The 15,740-nt window shown below is 39.8% G+C and carries 17 protein-coding genes and 1 pseudogene; 14 read left to right on the forward strand and 4 right to left on the reverse strand.

Going from position 1 to position 15,740, the window contains the following annotated elements:
- The first annotated feature begins 228 nt into the window (after window positions 1-228).
- The 9 genes from mlaF to CUB63_RS15030 all read left to right on the forward strand — a co-directional run bounded on the left by mlaF (window position 229) and on the right by CUB63_RS15030 (window position 6,621).
- Window positions 229-1,041, forward strand: coding sequence for a phospholipid ABC transporter ATP-binding protein MlaF (gene mlaF, locus CUB63_RS14990; RefSeq protein ID WP_006535345.1), 813 nt, complete (start codon window positions 229-231; stop codon window positions 1,039-1,041).
- Window positions 1,042-1,044: 3 nt separating this feature from the next.
- On the forward strand, window positions 1,045-1,824 hold the full coding sequence (mlaE, locus tag CUB63_RS14995) for a lipid asymmetry maintenance ABC transporter permease subunit MlaE (RefSeq protein WP_109848407.1): 780 nt from the start codon (window positions 1,045-1,047) through the stop codon (window positions 1,822-1,824).
- Between the two features lie 3 nt (window positions 1,825-1,827).
- The gene (gene mlaD, locus CUB63_RS15000; RefSeq protein ID WP_006535342.1) at window positions 1,828-2,364 is read left to right on the forward strand and encodes an outer membrane lipid asymmetry maintenance protein MlaD; all 537 of its coding nucleotides are present in this window, start codon (window positions 1,828-1,830) and stop codon (window positions 2,362-2,364) included.
- A gap of 96 nt (window positions 2,365-2,460) precedes the next feature.
- Window positions 2,461-3,090, forward strand: a complete 630-nt coding sequence (mlaC, locus tag CUB63_RS15005; RefSeq protein ID WP_072063771.1) for a phospholipid-binding protein MlaC — start codon at window positions 2,461-2,463, stop codon at window positions 3,088-3,090.
- 1 nt (window position 3,091) lies between these two features.
- Window positions 3,092-3,385, forward strand: a complete 294-nt coding sequence (mlaB, locus tag CUB63_RS15010; protein ID WP_072063770.1) for a lipid asymmetry maintenance protein MlaB — start codon at window positions 3,092-3,094, stop codon at window positions 3,383-3,385.
- Window positions 3,386-3,525: 140 nt separating this feature from the next.
- Window positions 3,526-3,780, forward strand: coding sequence for a BolA family iron metabolism protein IbaG (gene ibaG / locus CUB63_RS15015; RefSeq protein WP_006535338.1), 255 nt, complete (start codon window positions 3,526-3,528; stop codon window positions 3,778-3,780).
- Between the two features lie 48 nt (window positions 3,781-3,828).
- Window positions 3,829-5,091: a UDP-N-acetylglucosamine 1-carboxyvinyltransferase gene (gene murA, locus CUB63_RS15020; protein ID WP_072063769.1), complete on the forward strand. Its 1,263-nt coding sequence runs from the start codon at window positions 3,829-3,831 to the stop codon at window positions 5,089-5,091.
- A gap of 182 nt (window positions 5,092-5,273) precedes the next feature.
- A complete protein-coding gene (locus CUB63_RS15025; protein WP_109848408.1) occupies window positions 5,274-6,335 on the forward strand; it encodes a DUF2157 domain-containing protein in 1,062 nt (353 codons plus the stop codon).
- Window positions 6,336-6,372: 37 nt separating this feature from the next.
- Window positions 6,373-6,621, forward strand: a complete 249-nt coding sequence (locus CUB63_RS15030; RefSeq protein ID WP_072063767.1) for a CPCC family cysteine-rich protein — start codon at window positions 6,373-6,375, stop codon at window positions 6,619-6,621.
- A 30-nt stretch (window positions 6,622-6,651) separates the two neighbouring features.
- Here the strand turns inward: CUB63_RS15030 and degS are convergent, their stop codons facing one another.
- The 3 genes from degS to zapG all read right to left on the reverse strand — a co-directional run bounded on the left by degS (window position 6,652) and on the right by zapG (window position 9,952).
- Window positions 6,652-7,719: an outer membrane-stress sensor serine endopeptidase DegS gene (degS, locus tag CUB63_RS15035; RefSeq protein WP_072063766.1), complete on the reverse strand. Its 1,068-nt coding sequence runs from the start codon at window positions 7,717-7,719 to the stop codon at window positions 6,652-6,654.
- Between the two features lie 207 nt (window positions 7,720-7,926).
- Complete coding sequence (gene degQ, locus CUB63_RS15040) at window positions 7,927-9,318, reverse strand: serine endoprotease DegQ (protein WP_109399356.1); 1,392 nt, start codon at window positions 9,316-9,318, stop codon at window positions 7,927-7,929.
- A gap of 229 nt (window positions 9,319-9,547) precedes the next feature.
- Window positions 9,548-9,952, reverse strand: coding sequence for a Z-ring associated protein ZapG (gene zapG, locus CUB63_RS15045; protein ID WP_072063764.1), 405 nt, complete (start codon window positions 9,950-9,952; stop codon window positions 9,548-9,550).
- Between the two features lie 203 nt (window positions 9,953-10,155).
- Between zapG and zapE the strand changes: the two are divergent.
- The 5 genes and pseudogenes from zapE to sspB all read left to right on the forward strand — a co-directional run bounded on the left by zapE (window position 10,156) and on the right by sspB (window position 14,352).
- Window positions 10,156-11,270 (forward strand): annotated as a pseudogene (zapE, locus tag CUB63_RS15050) (cell division protein ZapE).
- 434 nt (window positions 11,271-11,704) lie between these two features.
- On the forward strand, window positions 11,705-12,133 hold the full coding sequence (gene rplM, locus CUB63_RS15055) for a 50S ribosomal protein L13 (RefSeq protein WP_006535327.1): 429 nt from the start codon (window positions 11,705-11,707) through the stop codon (window positions 12,131-12,133).
- Between the two features lie 15 nt (window positions 12,134-12,148).
- A complete protein-coding gene (rpsI, locus tag CUB63_RS15060) occupies window positions 12,149-12,541 on the forward strand; it encodes a 30S ribosomal protein S9 (RefSeq protein ID WP_004245284.1) in 393 nt (130 codons plus the stop codon).
- A 653-nt stretch (window positions 12,542-13,194) separates the two neighbouring features.
- Window positions 13,195-13,836, forward strand: coding sequence for a stringent starvation protein SspA (gene sspA, locus CUB63_RS15065; protein WP_072063762.1), 642 nt, complete (start codon window positions 13,195-13,197; stop codon window positions 13,834-13,836).
- Window positions 13,837-13,842: 6 nt separating this feature from the next.
- On the forward strand, window positions 13,843-14,352 hold the full coding sequence (gene sspB / locus CUB63_RS15070; RefSeq protein ID WP_006535323.1) for a ClpXP protease specificity-enhancing factor: 510 nt from the start codon (window positions 13,843-13,845) through the stop codon (window positions 14,350-14,352).
- A gap of 117 nt (window positions 14,353-14,469) precedes the next feature.
- On the opposite strand, the gene CUB63_RS15075 is transcribed toward sspB, so the two are convergent.
- On the reverse strand, window positions 14,470-15,738 hold the full coding sequence (locus CUB63_RS15075) for an amidohydrolase (RefSeq protein ID WP_072063760.1): 1,269 nt from the start codon (window positions 15,736-15,738) through the stop codon (window positions 14,470-14,472).
- Between the last annotated feature and the right edge of the window lie 2 nt (window positions 15,739-15,740).

Below are 15,740 nucleotides of genomic sequence, written 5' to 3' on the forward strand. Positions count from 1 at the left end.
TTCCAACAATGAGCGAATAAAGAAAAAACCAATAAGACAGGGCTGATAAAAAACATATTGTCAAAAGGTTTTGCTAATTAACCATATTTTGACTAGCCAAGCACGAAAAGTAAAATTAACCGTGCAATAAATTGCTAAATAGTGGTGATTTCTTTGTAACATAGTGAATGACCTGCCAAAATAGTGTAAAAATTCGTTTATGCAGACAGGCTTGAGGATGTTTTATTCATGAACGCACAATCTGACAATTTAATTGAAGTGCGCAATATGAACTTCACTCGCGGTAGCAGAAAGATCTTCTCTGAGATCAATCTTGTGGTACCGAGGGGAAAAGTGACTGCAATTATGGGCCCTTCAGGGATTGGTAAAACAACCTTGTTACGCCTAATGGGAGGACAAATCCTTCCAGATAGTGGTGAAATTTGGTTTGATGGCGACAATATTCCTGCGCTATCACGTTCTGCGTTGTATCAAGCAAGAAAGAAAATGAGTATGCTTTTTCAGTCCGGTGCCCTTTTTACCGACATGAATGTGTTTGAAAATGTAGCTTTTCCGCTAAGAGAGCATACAAATTTACCTGAAGCATTGATCCGTACAACGGTGATGATGAAACTTGAAGCCGTGGGGTTACGTGGGGCGGCAAACTTAATGCCTTCTGAATTATCAGGCGGTATGGCGAGAAGAGCCGCATTAGCAAGGGCTATTGCGCTTGATCCTGAACTGATTATGTTTGATGAACCTTTTGTTGGGCAAGATCCTATCACAATGGGGGTGCTTGTTAAGTTAATTGATGAGTTAAACCATGCGCTGGGTGTGACTTGTGTTGTGGTTTCCCATGATGTACCCGAAGTGTTAAGTATCGCAGATTACGCCTATATTGTTGCGGAACAGAAAGTTATTGCTCAAGGTAGTGCACAAGAATTACAGGATAATCCAAATAGGCAAGTAAGACAGTTTTTAGATGGGATCGCTGATGGCCCTGTACCTTTCCGTTTTCCTGCGGGAGATTATCAGGACGACCTATTAGGACGAGGAAATTAGTACGTGATAAATTTATTATCTCGCATTGGCACTAGAGCGTTGGCGATTTTTGCAACCTTCGGTAGAGCCGGCATTATGCTCTTTAGAGCATTAGTTGGTAAGCCTGAATTTCGTAAACAGTGGCCTCTTTTACTGAAGCAATTGTATAACGTTGGTGTTCAATCCTTATTAATTATCATGGTGTCTGGCCTATTTATTGGCATGGTGTTGGGATTACAAGGCTATCTTGTTTTAACAACCTTTAGTGCTGAAGCTAGTCTAGGTATGATGGTCGCACTTTCATTGTTAAGAGAATTAGGCCCAGTTGTCACGGCACTATTATTTGCGGGTCGTGCGGGTTCAGCCTTAACCGCTGAAATCGGTTTAATGAAAGCCACAGAGCAAATTTCTAGTTTAGAAATGATGGCTGTCGATCCTTTAAGACGTGTTGTTGCCCCCCGTTTTGGGGCTGGTCTTATTAGTATGCCATTGCTTTCACTTATTTTTGTTGCCATCGGTATTTGGGGTGGTGCCATTGTTGGTGTGGATTGGAAAGGGATCGATGAAGGCTTTTTCTGGGCATCGATGCAAGGTGCCGTTGAATGGCGACTTGATCTAGTGAATTGCTTTATTAAAAGTGTCGTTTTTGCCATCACCGTCACTTGGATAGCGCTTTTTAACGGGTATGACGCAATCCCAACATCAGAAGGGATTAGCAGAGCAACAACACGTACTGTTGTTCATTCTTCGTTAGCCGTATTGGGTTTAGATTTTGTGCTAACCGCACTGATGTTTGGGAACTAAGTCATGCAAAGTAAAAAAATTGAAGTTTGGGTTGGTCTATTTGTTCTGATTGCGTTAGCCGCTGTGATTTTCTTATGCCTAAAAGTGGCTGATATTAAAGAAATGGGTAATCAACCCACTTATCGCGTTTATGCCAGCTTTGGTAATATTGGTGGGTTAAAAGAACGTTCCCCAGTTAAGATTGGTGGTGTGGTGATTGGTCGCGTTTCTTCTATCACCTTAAAAGAAGAAGATGAAGGGAACTATCGCCCAGAAGTTGCTCTCGATATTCTGAGCATTTATGACCATATTCCAGAAAGTAGCTCATTGTCTATTCGTACATCTGGTTTATTAGGTGAGCAGTTCCTTGCATTGAATTTAGGCTTTTATGATGAAGCATTAGATTCTACTTTGTTAAAAGATGGGGGACGGATCACAAATACCAATTCAGCAATGGTGTTGGAAGATCTTATTGGTCAATTCCTTTATAAAACGGGTGATGGTGATAATTCAGCAAAATCTGAATCTGAACCGACTGAAGAACATCCAGCATTACCTTAATCATTAATTTCTATACGATGCACTTATACATTTAGCTAGATTTAGCGTAATAAATGCATCGTATTATTGAAACCCTATTTGAGGAGACGCGAACGTATGTTTAAACGCTTATTGATGGTCGCACTATTAGTGATAACGCCTTTTGCAATGGCAGTAGACAAAACCAATCCTTACGCATTAATGGAAGATGCAGCGCAAAAGACCTTTAGTAAATTAAAAAATGAACAGCCTGAAATTCGTAAAAATCCTGAAGTTTTACGCCAAATTGTTCAGCAAGAATTACTGCCTTATGTACATATTAAATATGCAGGGGCATTAGTGCTAGGGCCACATTATCGTAATGCAACACCAGCGCAACGTGATGCTTATTTCACTGCATTTGAAGCATATCTTGCTCAAGTTTATGGCCAAGCATTAGCGATGTATGAAGGTCAAGAGTACCGTATTGAGCCTGCAAAACCGTTCGCAGATAAAACAAATCTCACTATTCGCGTTACTATTATCGATACAAATGGTCGCCCACCTGTTCGCCTCGATTTCCAATGGCGTAAAAACAGTAAGACAGGTGAATGGCAAGCTTATGATATGATTGCTGAAGGTGTCAGCATGATCACAACAAAACAGAATGAGTGGTCAGATATTTTAAATTCTAAAGGTGTTGATGGTTTAACAAAACAGTTAGAAATCAGTGCTAAAACACCAATCACTCTGGATGAGAAAAAATAACATGTCAGCTTCGTTAAATTGGGAAAAAAAAGAGGATGTCCTCTATTTCCAAGGAACGCTAGATCGTGAAACGTTATTGTCTGTTTGGCAACAACGTAAAGCATTATTAGCTGATATTAATATCATTGATATTTCTGCTTTAGGGCATATTGATTCAACAGGATTGGCACTTTTTGTTCATTTAAAAGCAGAAATGGAAGAGCGAAATCGTCAATTTATTATTCAAGGTGTAAGTGAGCGTTTTCAAACCTTAATTACACTCTATGATCTTGATGAAATTATGAATATTGCCTAACACAGATTTTGAGTAACGGTATTAAAAAGCCCCCTTCGTGATACTTTTATCATTAAGGGGGTTTTTGATGGTTTAAGAGTAGGGCGGATTCCATTAGGATAGACGACTGATTATTATTTTAACGTTGAGATTAAGCAATTATGGATACAAATGAAATCAAACAAGTATTAATGGACAGCCTGTCTTTAGATGAAGTCATCGTCAATGGTGATGGTAGTCATTTTCAAGTTGTCGTTGTCGGCGCAATGTTTGAGGGAATGAGCAGAGTCAAACAACAACAAACCATTTATGCCCCTTTGATGGAATATATTGCAGATAACCGTATTCACGCTTTGTCTATTAAAGCCTACACACCTGAAGAGTGGAAGAGGGATCGTAAACTTAACGGGCTTTGATTCAGTAGGTATACAGCGTACAGCAAAATAAAAAAGAGAGTTCTACAGATGGATAAATTTAGAGTACAAGGACCAACCTGTTTATCAGGTGAGGTCAATATTTCAGGCGCAAAAAATGCTGCACTGCCAATCCTGTTCGCTGCGATCCTTGCCGAAGAGCCAGTAGAATTAACGAATGTTCCTAAATTAAAAGATATCGATACAACGATTAAGTTGCTTAATCGCTTAGGAACTAATGTTGAACGTAATGGCTCTGTTTTCGTTGATGCTCGTAATATCAATGAATTTTGTGCACCTTACGAGCTGGTTAAAACCATGCGTGCTTCTATTTGGGCGTTAGGGCCGTTAGTCGCACGCTTTGGTCAAGGTCAGGTTTCTTTACCCGGTGGTTGTGCCATTGGCGCTCGTCCTGTTGATCTTCATATTACAGGTTTAGAGCAATTAGGTGCTGAGATCACTCTGGATGAAGGTTATGTGAAAGCACGTGTTGATGGGCGTTTAAAAGGCGCGCATATTGTCATGGATAAAGTGAGTGTGGGCGCCACTATCACTATTATGACTGCGGCAGTATTAGCGGAAGGCAAAACTATCATCGAGAATGCGGCAAGAGAGCCTGAAATTGAAGATACCGCCAACTTCCTTAATACATTAGGTGCTAAAATCAGCGGTGCAGGTACTGATAGCATTACGATTGAAGGCGTAGAACGCCTTGGTGGTGGCACTTATCAAATCCTACCGGATCGTATTGAAACAGGGACTTTCTTAGTTGCTGCTGCGATTTCTCGTGGTCATGTTGTTTGTCGTAATGCGAAACCAGACACATTAGATGCTGTATTGGCAAAATTACGTGAAGCAGGCGCGGATATTGAAGTAGGTGAAGATTGGATAAGCCTTGATATGCATGGTAAACGCCCTAAAGCGGTAACCTTGCGTACTGCGCCACATCCGGGTTTTCCAACCGATATGCAAGCACAATTTAGCCTTTTAAACTTAGTAGCTGAAGGTGCTGGGATGATCACTGAAACCATTTTTGAAAATCGTTTTATGCACATTCCTGAGTTAATTCGCATGGGCGCTCACGCTGAAATCGAAAGTAATACTGTGTTATGCCATGGTGTTGAAAAACTTTCAGGTGCACAAGTGATGGCAACGGATTTACGTGCTTCTGCAAGTTTAGTCCTTGCGGGGTGTATTGCTGAAGGCACAACCATTGTTGATCGTATCTATCATATCGATCGTGGGTATGAAAATATTGAAGCTAAATTACAAGGATTAGGGGCGAAAATAGAACGTTTACGCGCTAATGACTAATCTATTTTAGTTACCCTTTTTAGCGATTTAAAACCATAGCGCATTGTTGTGCTGTGGTTTTTTTTGCGCATTATTTCAATAGAATAGGATAATTCATAAGGCATTTCTTTCGTGGCAAGATACAGTAAGAAAAATAGACCTGTTTTAGAAAAATTTCTATGAGCTAAAAGGAAGAAATGAATATGCAGGTAACAAGGAAACAAGAGCGCCTAGTTCGTCAAGCACTGGATGAATGGCAACAATCTGGTGAGATTTCAGAACAACAACATCGGCAGTTAGGAAGTACATTGCACCGAATTCCTTTTGATTGGAAACGGCTGAGTCGTTATGCATTCTGGATAGCGATGGTGTGTTTGATTATTGCAGCTGGTAGCATTTTTAGTGATAGTGCATTAATTTATTATCTCATTGAAATTTTTAGTGTTTCTGAAATTATGCGTGTGGTATCTCCTGCACTTATTGCTTCAGCACTCTATTTTTGGGGATTTAAACGTCAGCGAAGAGAAACACAGTGGCATTACAGTACTGAGTTTATTCTCTTTTTAGGTGTGATGTTTACCGCTATTTTTCTTTGGCAACTAGGAGAGTTACTGGATACCGGTAGTGGTCATATTGCTCCTCTCTTTCTAATTGGTTGTGTCATTTATGGTGCAATTGGATTTATCAGTCGCTCTTCGTTGGTGTGGTTATTCTTCTTATTGATGTTAGGAAATTGGTTTGGTGCTGAAACAGGATATGTCTCTGGTTGGGGCGCTTATTGGTTAGGAATGAACTATCCTATCCGCTTTGTTTTCTTTGGCGCGGTATTATTAGCAGGTTGTTATTTTCTACAAAATGTATTGGTACAGCGCCGTTTATTTACCATGACAAAAATAATGGGGCTCACTTATCTGTTTATTGCGTTATGGATAATGTCTATTTTCGGCAATTACGATCCTGATACATGGTATTACACATCAAGTATAAAATTGTTACCTTGGGCACTGTTATTTGTTGTTGTTTCAGTTATCTGTATTTATATTAGCCTGAAAACAGATGACGGTATGTTAAGAGGATTCGGTCTAACATTCCTTGGTATTAACCTTTATACCCGATTCTTTGAATATTTCTGGGATAGTTTACATAGTGCGATTTTCTTCTTTATTTTGGCTATTTCACTGATTTTAATTGGACGGAAAGCCGAAAAAATTTGGCATGCTGTTGAACATAATGCACTCGCGAGTAAACCGAATAAAAATGAATAAAATCTCGCTTTATTCGTTATTGTTGTAGGAGATTACTTTGATAGAGAAACGCAGTTGTCACCTTCCACTCGAAGTGAGTTGTGTCGCTTGTCATTATTTTGTCTTTAAAGACAAAGATGAGGCATTTTTTGAGATCTGTCCGGTTTGTGGCTGGCAAAATGATGGTACTAAAGAAGGACAATATAGTGGTTGTAATCACAGTACATTAGAGGACTATCGCAATACCGAAACCTTTAAAGAAAGTTGCTTACAAAGTGCGACGTTTTATATGAAATCTCCTTATTAACCAATAATTAAGAAGATTTTTTGTTAGTTATTATTCTGGCTGGTATTCAGAAATAGTCACATTAACATTAAGTTCATTACCCTCACGTAATAACGTAACGGGTAATACTGTGCCGGGGCGAGTCTCTGCAATGTAATCCATCATTTCCATTGCGGAAGTTGCTGGTGCATGATTAATGCTAAGGATGATATCACCAGTTTTTATTCCTGCTTTATCCGCTGGACCATTTGGTGTGATCCTAAAAATTCGCAATCCTTGAATTTGCTTAATATCTGTATTTGATGAGCGAATTCTTGGTAATTCTTTTGCTGTGATACCAATAAAACCACGGATAACACGACCATCACGAATTAGTTTATTCATAATTTTAACTGCAAGTTCTGTCGGGATAGCGAAGCCTAATCCTTCTGCTGTAGGGCGGTATCCGTTATAGGTCCCTGAATCAAATGTCATAGTATTAATACCGACTAGTTCACCTTCGGTATTAATTAGTGCGCCGCCAGAGTTACCTTCATTGATTGAGGCATCCGTTTGCAGGAAATTTTGGTAACGGGTTGGACTTAATCCAACACGTCCTGTAGCACTGATGATCCCTTGTGTAATAGTTTGCCCAATATTAAATGGATTACCGATAGCGAGTACGACATCACCAACATGAGAAATTCGTTTAGTATTAATCGGGATTGTAGGGAGTTTATCGGCATCAATTTTTAATACCGCAAGATCGGTTAAAGGATCCGATCCAACAAGTAAACCTTCATAAAGATCACCATTTTGGAGGGCGATAAGGATCTGATCAGCATTATTAATAACATGCTGATTCGTCAGAATATAACCACGACCATCCATAATGACGCCAGCACCTAAAGATGTTAGCTCACGCCCTTCTTGAGAAAAGCTCCCCATGGTACTGCTATAAACATTAACAACAGCAGGGGCTGCTCGTCGCACCGCAGTATTATAGCTAAAAGGCGCATTGAGAAAATCGCCATTAAGTAGGCGTTCAATAAAAATAGGGCGAATTGAAGGAACTGCAATCAAAAGAATTGCTGCTGTGAGAAGACCAATTAGAGTTGATCGCAGTAACTTAGTTAACATAAAAATCCTATATTTATGTCTGACTGTGAAATTATTCGCGTAGGAGCAGTGAGAATAACATAGTTTCACTTATGAAAGCATCGCTCAGCGCATAAAATCCCCTTTTAAGCCAATGACTCTTATCAAAAATAGCTATAAAAAAAGCCCTATAATGGAAATTATAGGGCTAAGGAAATCAATAAATTAGATAGTTTTAAAGCTTACTTCTTAGCGCGGTGCATTACGTAATAGCAGATAAATTTCTTCATTACCACGTTGAATATTCAGTGCAAGAACAGGCGGTTTAGCATCAATGGCTTTGCGTAAGTCGCCTAGTGATGTAATTGGTGTATTATTGATGCCAATAATAAGATCGCCTTTCTGTAAACCAAATGCGGCTGCTGCAGAATCTTTTTCTACCGAATCGACAGCAACAGCTTTCACTTGTTTATTCACATAGTTACTTAATGTGGCACCTTGTAGTGCAGGAGAGAAGTTATCTGCTCGTGTTGCATCAGCGGATTGTTTCTCTAATGTCACTTTAACATCCATTGGTTTACCTTGACGGATTAAGCCAATCAGAATTTCTTTACCCGGAGGTGTTGTACCCACTTTAGCTCTTAACTCAGCAAAGCTATTGATTCGTTTACCATCAACTGAAATTAAAACGTCACCCGGTTTAATGCCTGCTTTTGAGGCGGATGAATCAGGTAAAACTTCGCTGACAAAAGCACCGCGTTGTGCATCAATATTAAAGGATTTCGCCAGATCAGAATTCATTTCTGTACCACGAATACCTAAGATGCCACGTTTAACTTCACCATGAGAAATCAGTTGTTGGCTAAGATCACGCGCCATATTACTTGGGATGGCGAAGCCGATACCGATGTTGCCACCACCCGGAGCTAAAATAGCGGTGTTAATTCCGATTAACTCACCATTTAAGTTCACGAGCGCACCACCAGAGTTACCACGGTTAATAGATGCATCGGTTTGGATAAAGTTCTCTAAACCTTCCAGATTTAAACCGCTACGGCCTAATGCGGAGATAATGCCAGACGTTGCTGTTTGGCCTAAACCAAATGGGTTACCCACTGCAACTGCAAAGTCACCAACACGTAGCTGGTCCGAGTCTGCCATTTTAATTGCAGTTAAATTAGTTGGTTTTTCAATTTGCAGTAATGCGATATCTGTTTGTGGATCGCTACCAATTAATTTTGCATTAAATTCACGCCCATCATTAATTTGTAGTTGGATTTTATCTGCACCATCAACAACGTGGTTGTTTGTTAATACGTAGCCTTTTTGTGCATCAATAATGACACCAGAACCTAAGCCTTCAAAAGGGCGAATACTTTGTTGTTGTGATGGAAAATTTGGACCAAAGAAGAATTTGAACTCTTCAGGGACTTGCTGGCTTTGCACTCGTGTTCCTGAAACGTGCACACTGACAACAGCAGGTAACACTTTTTCTAACATTGGTGCAAGGCTTGGTAGCTGTTCACCTGATGGCATAACTGCAGGCAACGCGGCCATACTGGTTGCTGGAATAGTAGAGAGTGAAAGTCCGATACTCATTGCTAATGCACTAAGTAATAATTTTCTTTTTTTAGTCAACATGAATTAGAGTCTCTTGATACAGTTATCAAAATAAAAGTTGTTGCTCAAAATGAGCACGATGTCACTAAGACCTGTACTGACAGAGGAAAGTTCATTAAGACATGATGTGCTTTTCTTCCTTTTACACGGATTTACAAGACAAAAGCTATCTTTAAAACCATAGCAAATAATTGTCATTTTGTGATGTTTATTAGAAAGAAAAAACGCCACAAAATGTGGCGTTTTAAGATTAACTGTCTTTTTTCTCTGTAGGTCTGAACAATCCAGATGCCCCTTCGGAGTAATCACGAGGTGGCATTTTTATTGGGGATTGATCATTTGCAGCTTCAGATTCACTTAATCGGTAGTTAAATGGATTTTCTTGCTCAGGCATATCAGGCATGAGCTCATTAGAGCTTTTTGCCATATGTTGATAAAGCTGACGGTAATCTTTCGCCATGTTATCTAATAGTTCAGCGCTTCTAGCAAAGTGGCTGACAAGCTCATTGCGATAAGTATCAAGTTCTTCTTTTTTTGTATCTAACTCTGCTTTTATAGCATCTTGTTGGCGAAGGGTGCTGTTACCGTAACGCATTGCGAGTGCGCCGATAATAAGACCTACAACTAATCCAATCAGTGCATAAACCCAAACCATGGCAACTCCTTTTCATCTAATAGTGAGGACGATGGATTTTTATAACATCATAACCGCTAAAAGGCATGGGTGGAATAATATCCTTAAGCTTAATATGAAATTCCTGTGTTACGTTGATGTTAAAACAATTCTTAATGCTTATAATAGAGCCATTCGACAGACACAAATCAGTATGTCAGAAAATTAAGGATAAGAGGGCATTCATGACTGTTAGTACGCCGTTATCACTTTATGAAGCCGCATTGAAGCAAGGTGATTATCAACCTGATGATGTTCAGCGAAAAACTGTTCTCCATCTTCAACAGATATACCATGCATTATTAAAAGAGACTCCACCAGAAAAAAATTCGCTAACACAACGATTATTCGGGCGAATTCGCAAAAAAAACAGATTGTTGCACCAGAACGTGGGTTATATATGTGGGGCGGTGTAGGTCGAGGTAAAACATGGTTGATGGATATGTTTTATCAAAGTCTGCCGACAGAACGAAAGCTTCGCTTACACTTCCATCGCTTTATGTTACGTGTTCAAGAAGAGCTGAAAAACTTACAAGGTCATGAAAATCCGCTAGAAATTATTGCCGATGGATTTAAAGCGCAAACCGATGTGCTCTGTTTTGATGAGTTTTTCGTTTCTGATATTACTGATGCAATGATTTTAGGTACTTTGCTTGAAGCGTTATTTGCCAGAGGCATCACGTTAGTAGCAACATCAAATATTCCACCTGACGAGCTTTATCGTAATGGATTGCAACGTTCTCGTTTTTTACCTGCAATAGAACAGATCAAACACCATTGTGACATTTTAAATGTTGATGCAGGTATTGATTATCGTTTAAGAACGTTAACACAAGCGCATCTTTTTTTATCTCCACTTAACGATAAAAATCGTCAGGAAATGGAGAGGGTTTTTTCTCACCTCGTCACCAGTGAACCACAAACCGATGTGACTTTAACCATTAATCATCGGCCGATGAAAGTCAGAAAAGTCGCTAATGGTGTGCTGGCAGTTAATTTTGCAACCTTATGTGTGGAAGCGCGTAGCCAGCTCGATTACATCGAACTCTCTAAGCATTATCATACAGTTTTATTACATGAAATGACGCAAATGAACGCGTTAAATGAAGATGTTGCGCGCCGATTTTTAGCATTAGTTGATGAATTTTATGAACGTAGAGTGAAACTGATTATTAATGCCGATGTTGAAATGAATGTGATTTACCAAGGTGATTTTTTACAGTTTGAATATCAACGTTGCTTATCACGTTTACAAGAGATGCAAAGTGAAGAATATTTAGTACAACCTCATCTCGCTTAATTTTTAATTCTTGAAGAAAGTCATCTTTCGTTATGGTAGGATGACGCAGGTTAAGTTGCTTGATGTTTTTTTCTATGAAAATAGAAAGCATTAGGTAACTTACAAGCGCTCTGGATAGGAACAATTCTTCTCTTCAGGTAGCAAGAATTTATCAGTCAAATCAGAAAAAAGTGCTAAATTCGTTTTTTTCGCTGAAATATTGAAAAAGAATTCAATTGTTTTTCAATTATGACTCGATTTTTTTTTCTGACTTCTCTATAATCTTGCGACCCCACGTTGCAGCAAGTTTTTTATTTCCCAAAAAACTCGCATTTTAGAGTCAGCAGTGCTACTCGAAGGGGTAGGTTTGCTGGACACAAGAGTCGTGTGAACCTCAATAGTATTTGAACCGAGCGTTCACCAACGTGTAACTAAACATTGGGTAATTTTCAATAATGAAAACTTTTACAGCTAAACCAGAAACCGTAAAACGCGACTGGTACGTTGTTGATGCAGACGGCAAAACTTTAGGCCGTTTAGCAACTGAAATTGCTAGCCGTTTACGCGGTAAGCACAAAGCGGAATACACTCCGCACGTTGATACTGGTGATTACATCATCGTTTTAAACGCTGAGAAAGTGGCGGTAACTGGTCATAAACGTACTGACAAAGTTTACTACCGTCATACTGGTCACGTAGGTGGTATCAAACAAGCGACTTTCGAAGAGATGATCGCCCGTAGTCCTGAGCGTGTAATCGAAATCGCGGTAAAAGGCATGCTGCCAAAAGGGCCTCTGGGTCGTGCGATGTACCGTAAACTGAAAGTTTACGCAGGATCTGAGCACAACCACGCGGCACAACAACCGCAAGTTCTGGACATTTAATCGGGATAATAGGCAATGGCTGATAATCAATACTACGGCACAGGTCGCCGCAAAAGTTCTTCCGCACGTGTCTTCATTAAGCCAGGTAGCGGTAATATCGTAATCAACAAACGTAGCCTAGAAGTTTACTTCGGCCGCGAAACAGCACGTATGGTTGTTCGTCAACCGCTGGAATTAGTTGATATGCTGGGTAAATTAGATTTATACATCACTGTTAAAGGTGGTGGTATTTCTGGTCAAGCTGGCGCGATCCGTCACGGTATCACTCGTGCACTGATGGAATATGATGAGACTCTACGTTCTGATCTGCGTAAAGCTGGTTTCGTAACCCGTGATGCGCGTTCTGTTGAACGTAAGAAAGTGGGTCTGCGTAAAGCACGTCGTCGTCCACAGTTCTCTAAACGTTAATTTGTTATCTTTAGATATCAATTTGATGTTGAAAACCCGTCTTCACAGGCGGGTTTTTTATTTTTGACTTATTTGTACTTATTAATAATAAAAACATCATGTTGCTAATACATGGTACTGTTTTTCATAAAACAAGCTTTATGTAAGATAACAATGGTATCAAAAAACCCATTTTTTAGATTTTGCCTCTAAATAATTTTATTTTTTGATATTATAATCTTACTTTTAGGGTAGTATAGCATATTGTATTGAATTATTTGTATTAGTCCCCCTAAGTAACATGAATTCTGGTAGAATAGTGGGCTTTGGTGTCTTTCTTTCCATAACTTCATCATGTTGCTAATGGGCATGTTGATTGTAATATCTGTGATGAGTTTGAAAGTCATACCAAAATTATTATGACAATAATGATTGTTGAATGATTATTTTGGTATTACTTGATAATGATATGTGCCGCAAAGACAGGTAAGTTTTTAACCCTGTAAAATATGATTATCCCACGATAACACTGTTACAGGTAGTTACCCAATGCAGTTAATCACTTAAATGTTTATTTAGGTCTACTGCGTTTGTGTGCTTGTCTTTTAGGAATGGGGAAATGGAAAAGGCATCGTGCTAATTCATTTCTTTAATTGATTAACTTGGAGGTTTTCATGGCTGTCGCTGCCAACAAACGTTCGGTAATGACTTTGTTTTCCGGTCCGACTGATATTTTCAGCCATCAGGTCAGAATTGTCCTAGCGGAGAAAGGTGTCAGTGTTGAAATTGAACAGGTTGAAGCTGGTAATCTTCCACAGGATCTTATCGATCTAAACCCTTACCAAAGTGTACCGACTTTGGTGGATCGTGAGCTGACTCTGTATGATTCACGTATCATCATGGAATATCTTGATGAGCGCTTCCCTCATCCTCCTTTAATGCCTGTCTATCCTGTTGCTCGTGGTAGCAGCCGTTTAATGATGCATCGTATTGAGCATGATTGGTATTCTTTAATGAATACCATTGAAAAAGGAACTGAACAGCAAGCAAATGCTGCTCGTAAACAGTTAGCTGAAGAGCTATTGGCTGTATCTCCTGTGTTTAAAGAATATCCTTACTTTATGAGTGAAGAGTTCAGCTTAGTAGATTGCTATCTTTCTCCTCTATTATGGCGTTTACCAGTGCTCGGTGTGGATTTAAGCGGTGCTGGTGCTAAAGATGTACAAATTTATATGCAACGTGTTTTTGAGCGCGATTCATTCCTTGCCTCATTAACTGAAGCAGAGCGTGAGATGCGCTTACCTTCAAGAGGGTAATAGAATATGGAGATTATGGATATGTCTCCGCGTCGTCCGCATTTATTACGTGCGCATTATGATTGGATCATTGAAAACGATTTAACACCTCATCTTGTTGTTGATGTGAATGTTGTTGGTGTTCAAGTTCCGATGGAATATGCGCACGATGGTCAAATTGTACTAAATATTTCATCTCGTGCAGTAGATGACTTAGAGTTAACGCCGTATCAGGTTTTATTTAGTGCAAGCTTTGGTGGCATACCTCGTAAAGTACGAGTGCCTATAGCTGCTGTTATGGCTATTTATGCGAGAGAAAACGGTGCGGGAATGATGTTTGAGCCAGAGCCTGCTTATGAATCTGGTGCATCATTAGAGTTTGCTGAAGAGGAACATCAAGAGTCTTCAGAAGCACCTGTTGGTGAAGTTTTATCATTGGTGACTGAGAAATCTGTTTCTGATGATGCCACGTCACCTGATGATGATCCTGAGCCACCTCGCCCAACGGGTCGACCATCATTGCGTGTTGTGAAATAAGAAATTAACTTATTTGCATTAATGAAAAACCCAGTTCAAGTGAGCTGGGTTTTTTGTGCACAAAAAAAGCGCCCTATATTGCTATTGAGCGCTTTATTGGATTGTATTACTGAAAAACTATTTCAGCAGTTCTTCTAAACAGCCAGTATAAAGGTTAACAGCTGTCATCAATTGTTTTTCATCGAAATCAAAGCCTGCTTGATGGTGACCTGCGGTTCTATCGGCACCAACAACGAAGTACAGTGATTTACCACCACAACGTTGTACACGTTTTGCTAATACTGTTGCATCTTCACTGCCACCAAATGGGCGCGTTGCAACGGCTGTTAGTTCTGAGTGTTTACCCACAACTTTGGTCATTACATCAATCAATTCTTGGTCATTCGTTAAGTCAACGGCTTCACCCATAATTTCACTTTCCATTTCTAACTGGAAGCTATGTGCTGCACCTTCAGCCATACGTACAGCATTTGCTGCCATAAAGCTGTTGATCTCTTCGTTTTCACCACGAACTTCGATTTGCATTTCAGCATTAGCTGGGGTGACGTTACGACCTTCACCGGCTTTTAATACACCGATGTTGATACGTGACATTCCTTTACCGTGGCGAGAAATACCCAGCATTTGTGTTGCTGCATGGCAAGCGCCTGCTAATGCATTACGGCCTAATTCTGGTTCTGCACCTGCGTGAGATGGCGCACCTTTAAAACGGAAGTCATATTTAGTGGTACATAAGAAATGTGTTGGGTTAATAACAATTTCACCACTGTTTGCGATAAAGCCTAAGTGTGCACCTAAGAAGTAATCTGCATCATCTGCGATACCACTTTCAGCCATTGCTCGCGCGCCACGAACACCTTCTTCTGCTGGTTGGAATAAAATTTTAACTTTACCAACCACTTTATCTTTATTCTCAACTAACCAGTGAGCAACACCTAAACCGATAGAGATATGTCCATCGTGACCACAAGCGTGCATCTCACCCGCGTGACAAGAAGCAAAGTTTTCGGCATGAGGACGGTGTTCAGTTTCAGTTGCTTCGTTAACACCCACACAGTCGATATCAAAACGCAGTGCTACTGTTGGACCTGCTTTACCACTGTCAAAGATAGCCACACAGCCTGTGAGTTCTTTCATCTCATCAAGCAGTGCTTCATCAACATTGTGTTTTCTTGCAATAGCCAGCCCTTTCTCAACGACTTGGCGACGACGACCAAAAGCGAACTCTTGGTTGATAACTTCAGGGCCAACTTTAACTTCTAAACCTAAGCTACGTAATTCTTTAACGATCTTTGCTGTTGTAAGAAATTCAGACCAACCAATTTCTGGATATTGGTGAAATTCGCGACGCCATTTAATTAATTTTTCGAGATTAAGAGCTGACATAT

It is taken from the genome of Proteus penneri (genome assembly GCF_003144535.1).
GTDB classification, from domain to species: domain Bacteria; phylum Pseudomonadota; class Gammaproteobacteria; order Enterobacterales; family Enterobacteriaceae; genus Proteus; species Proteus penneri.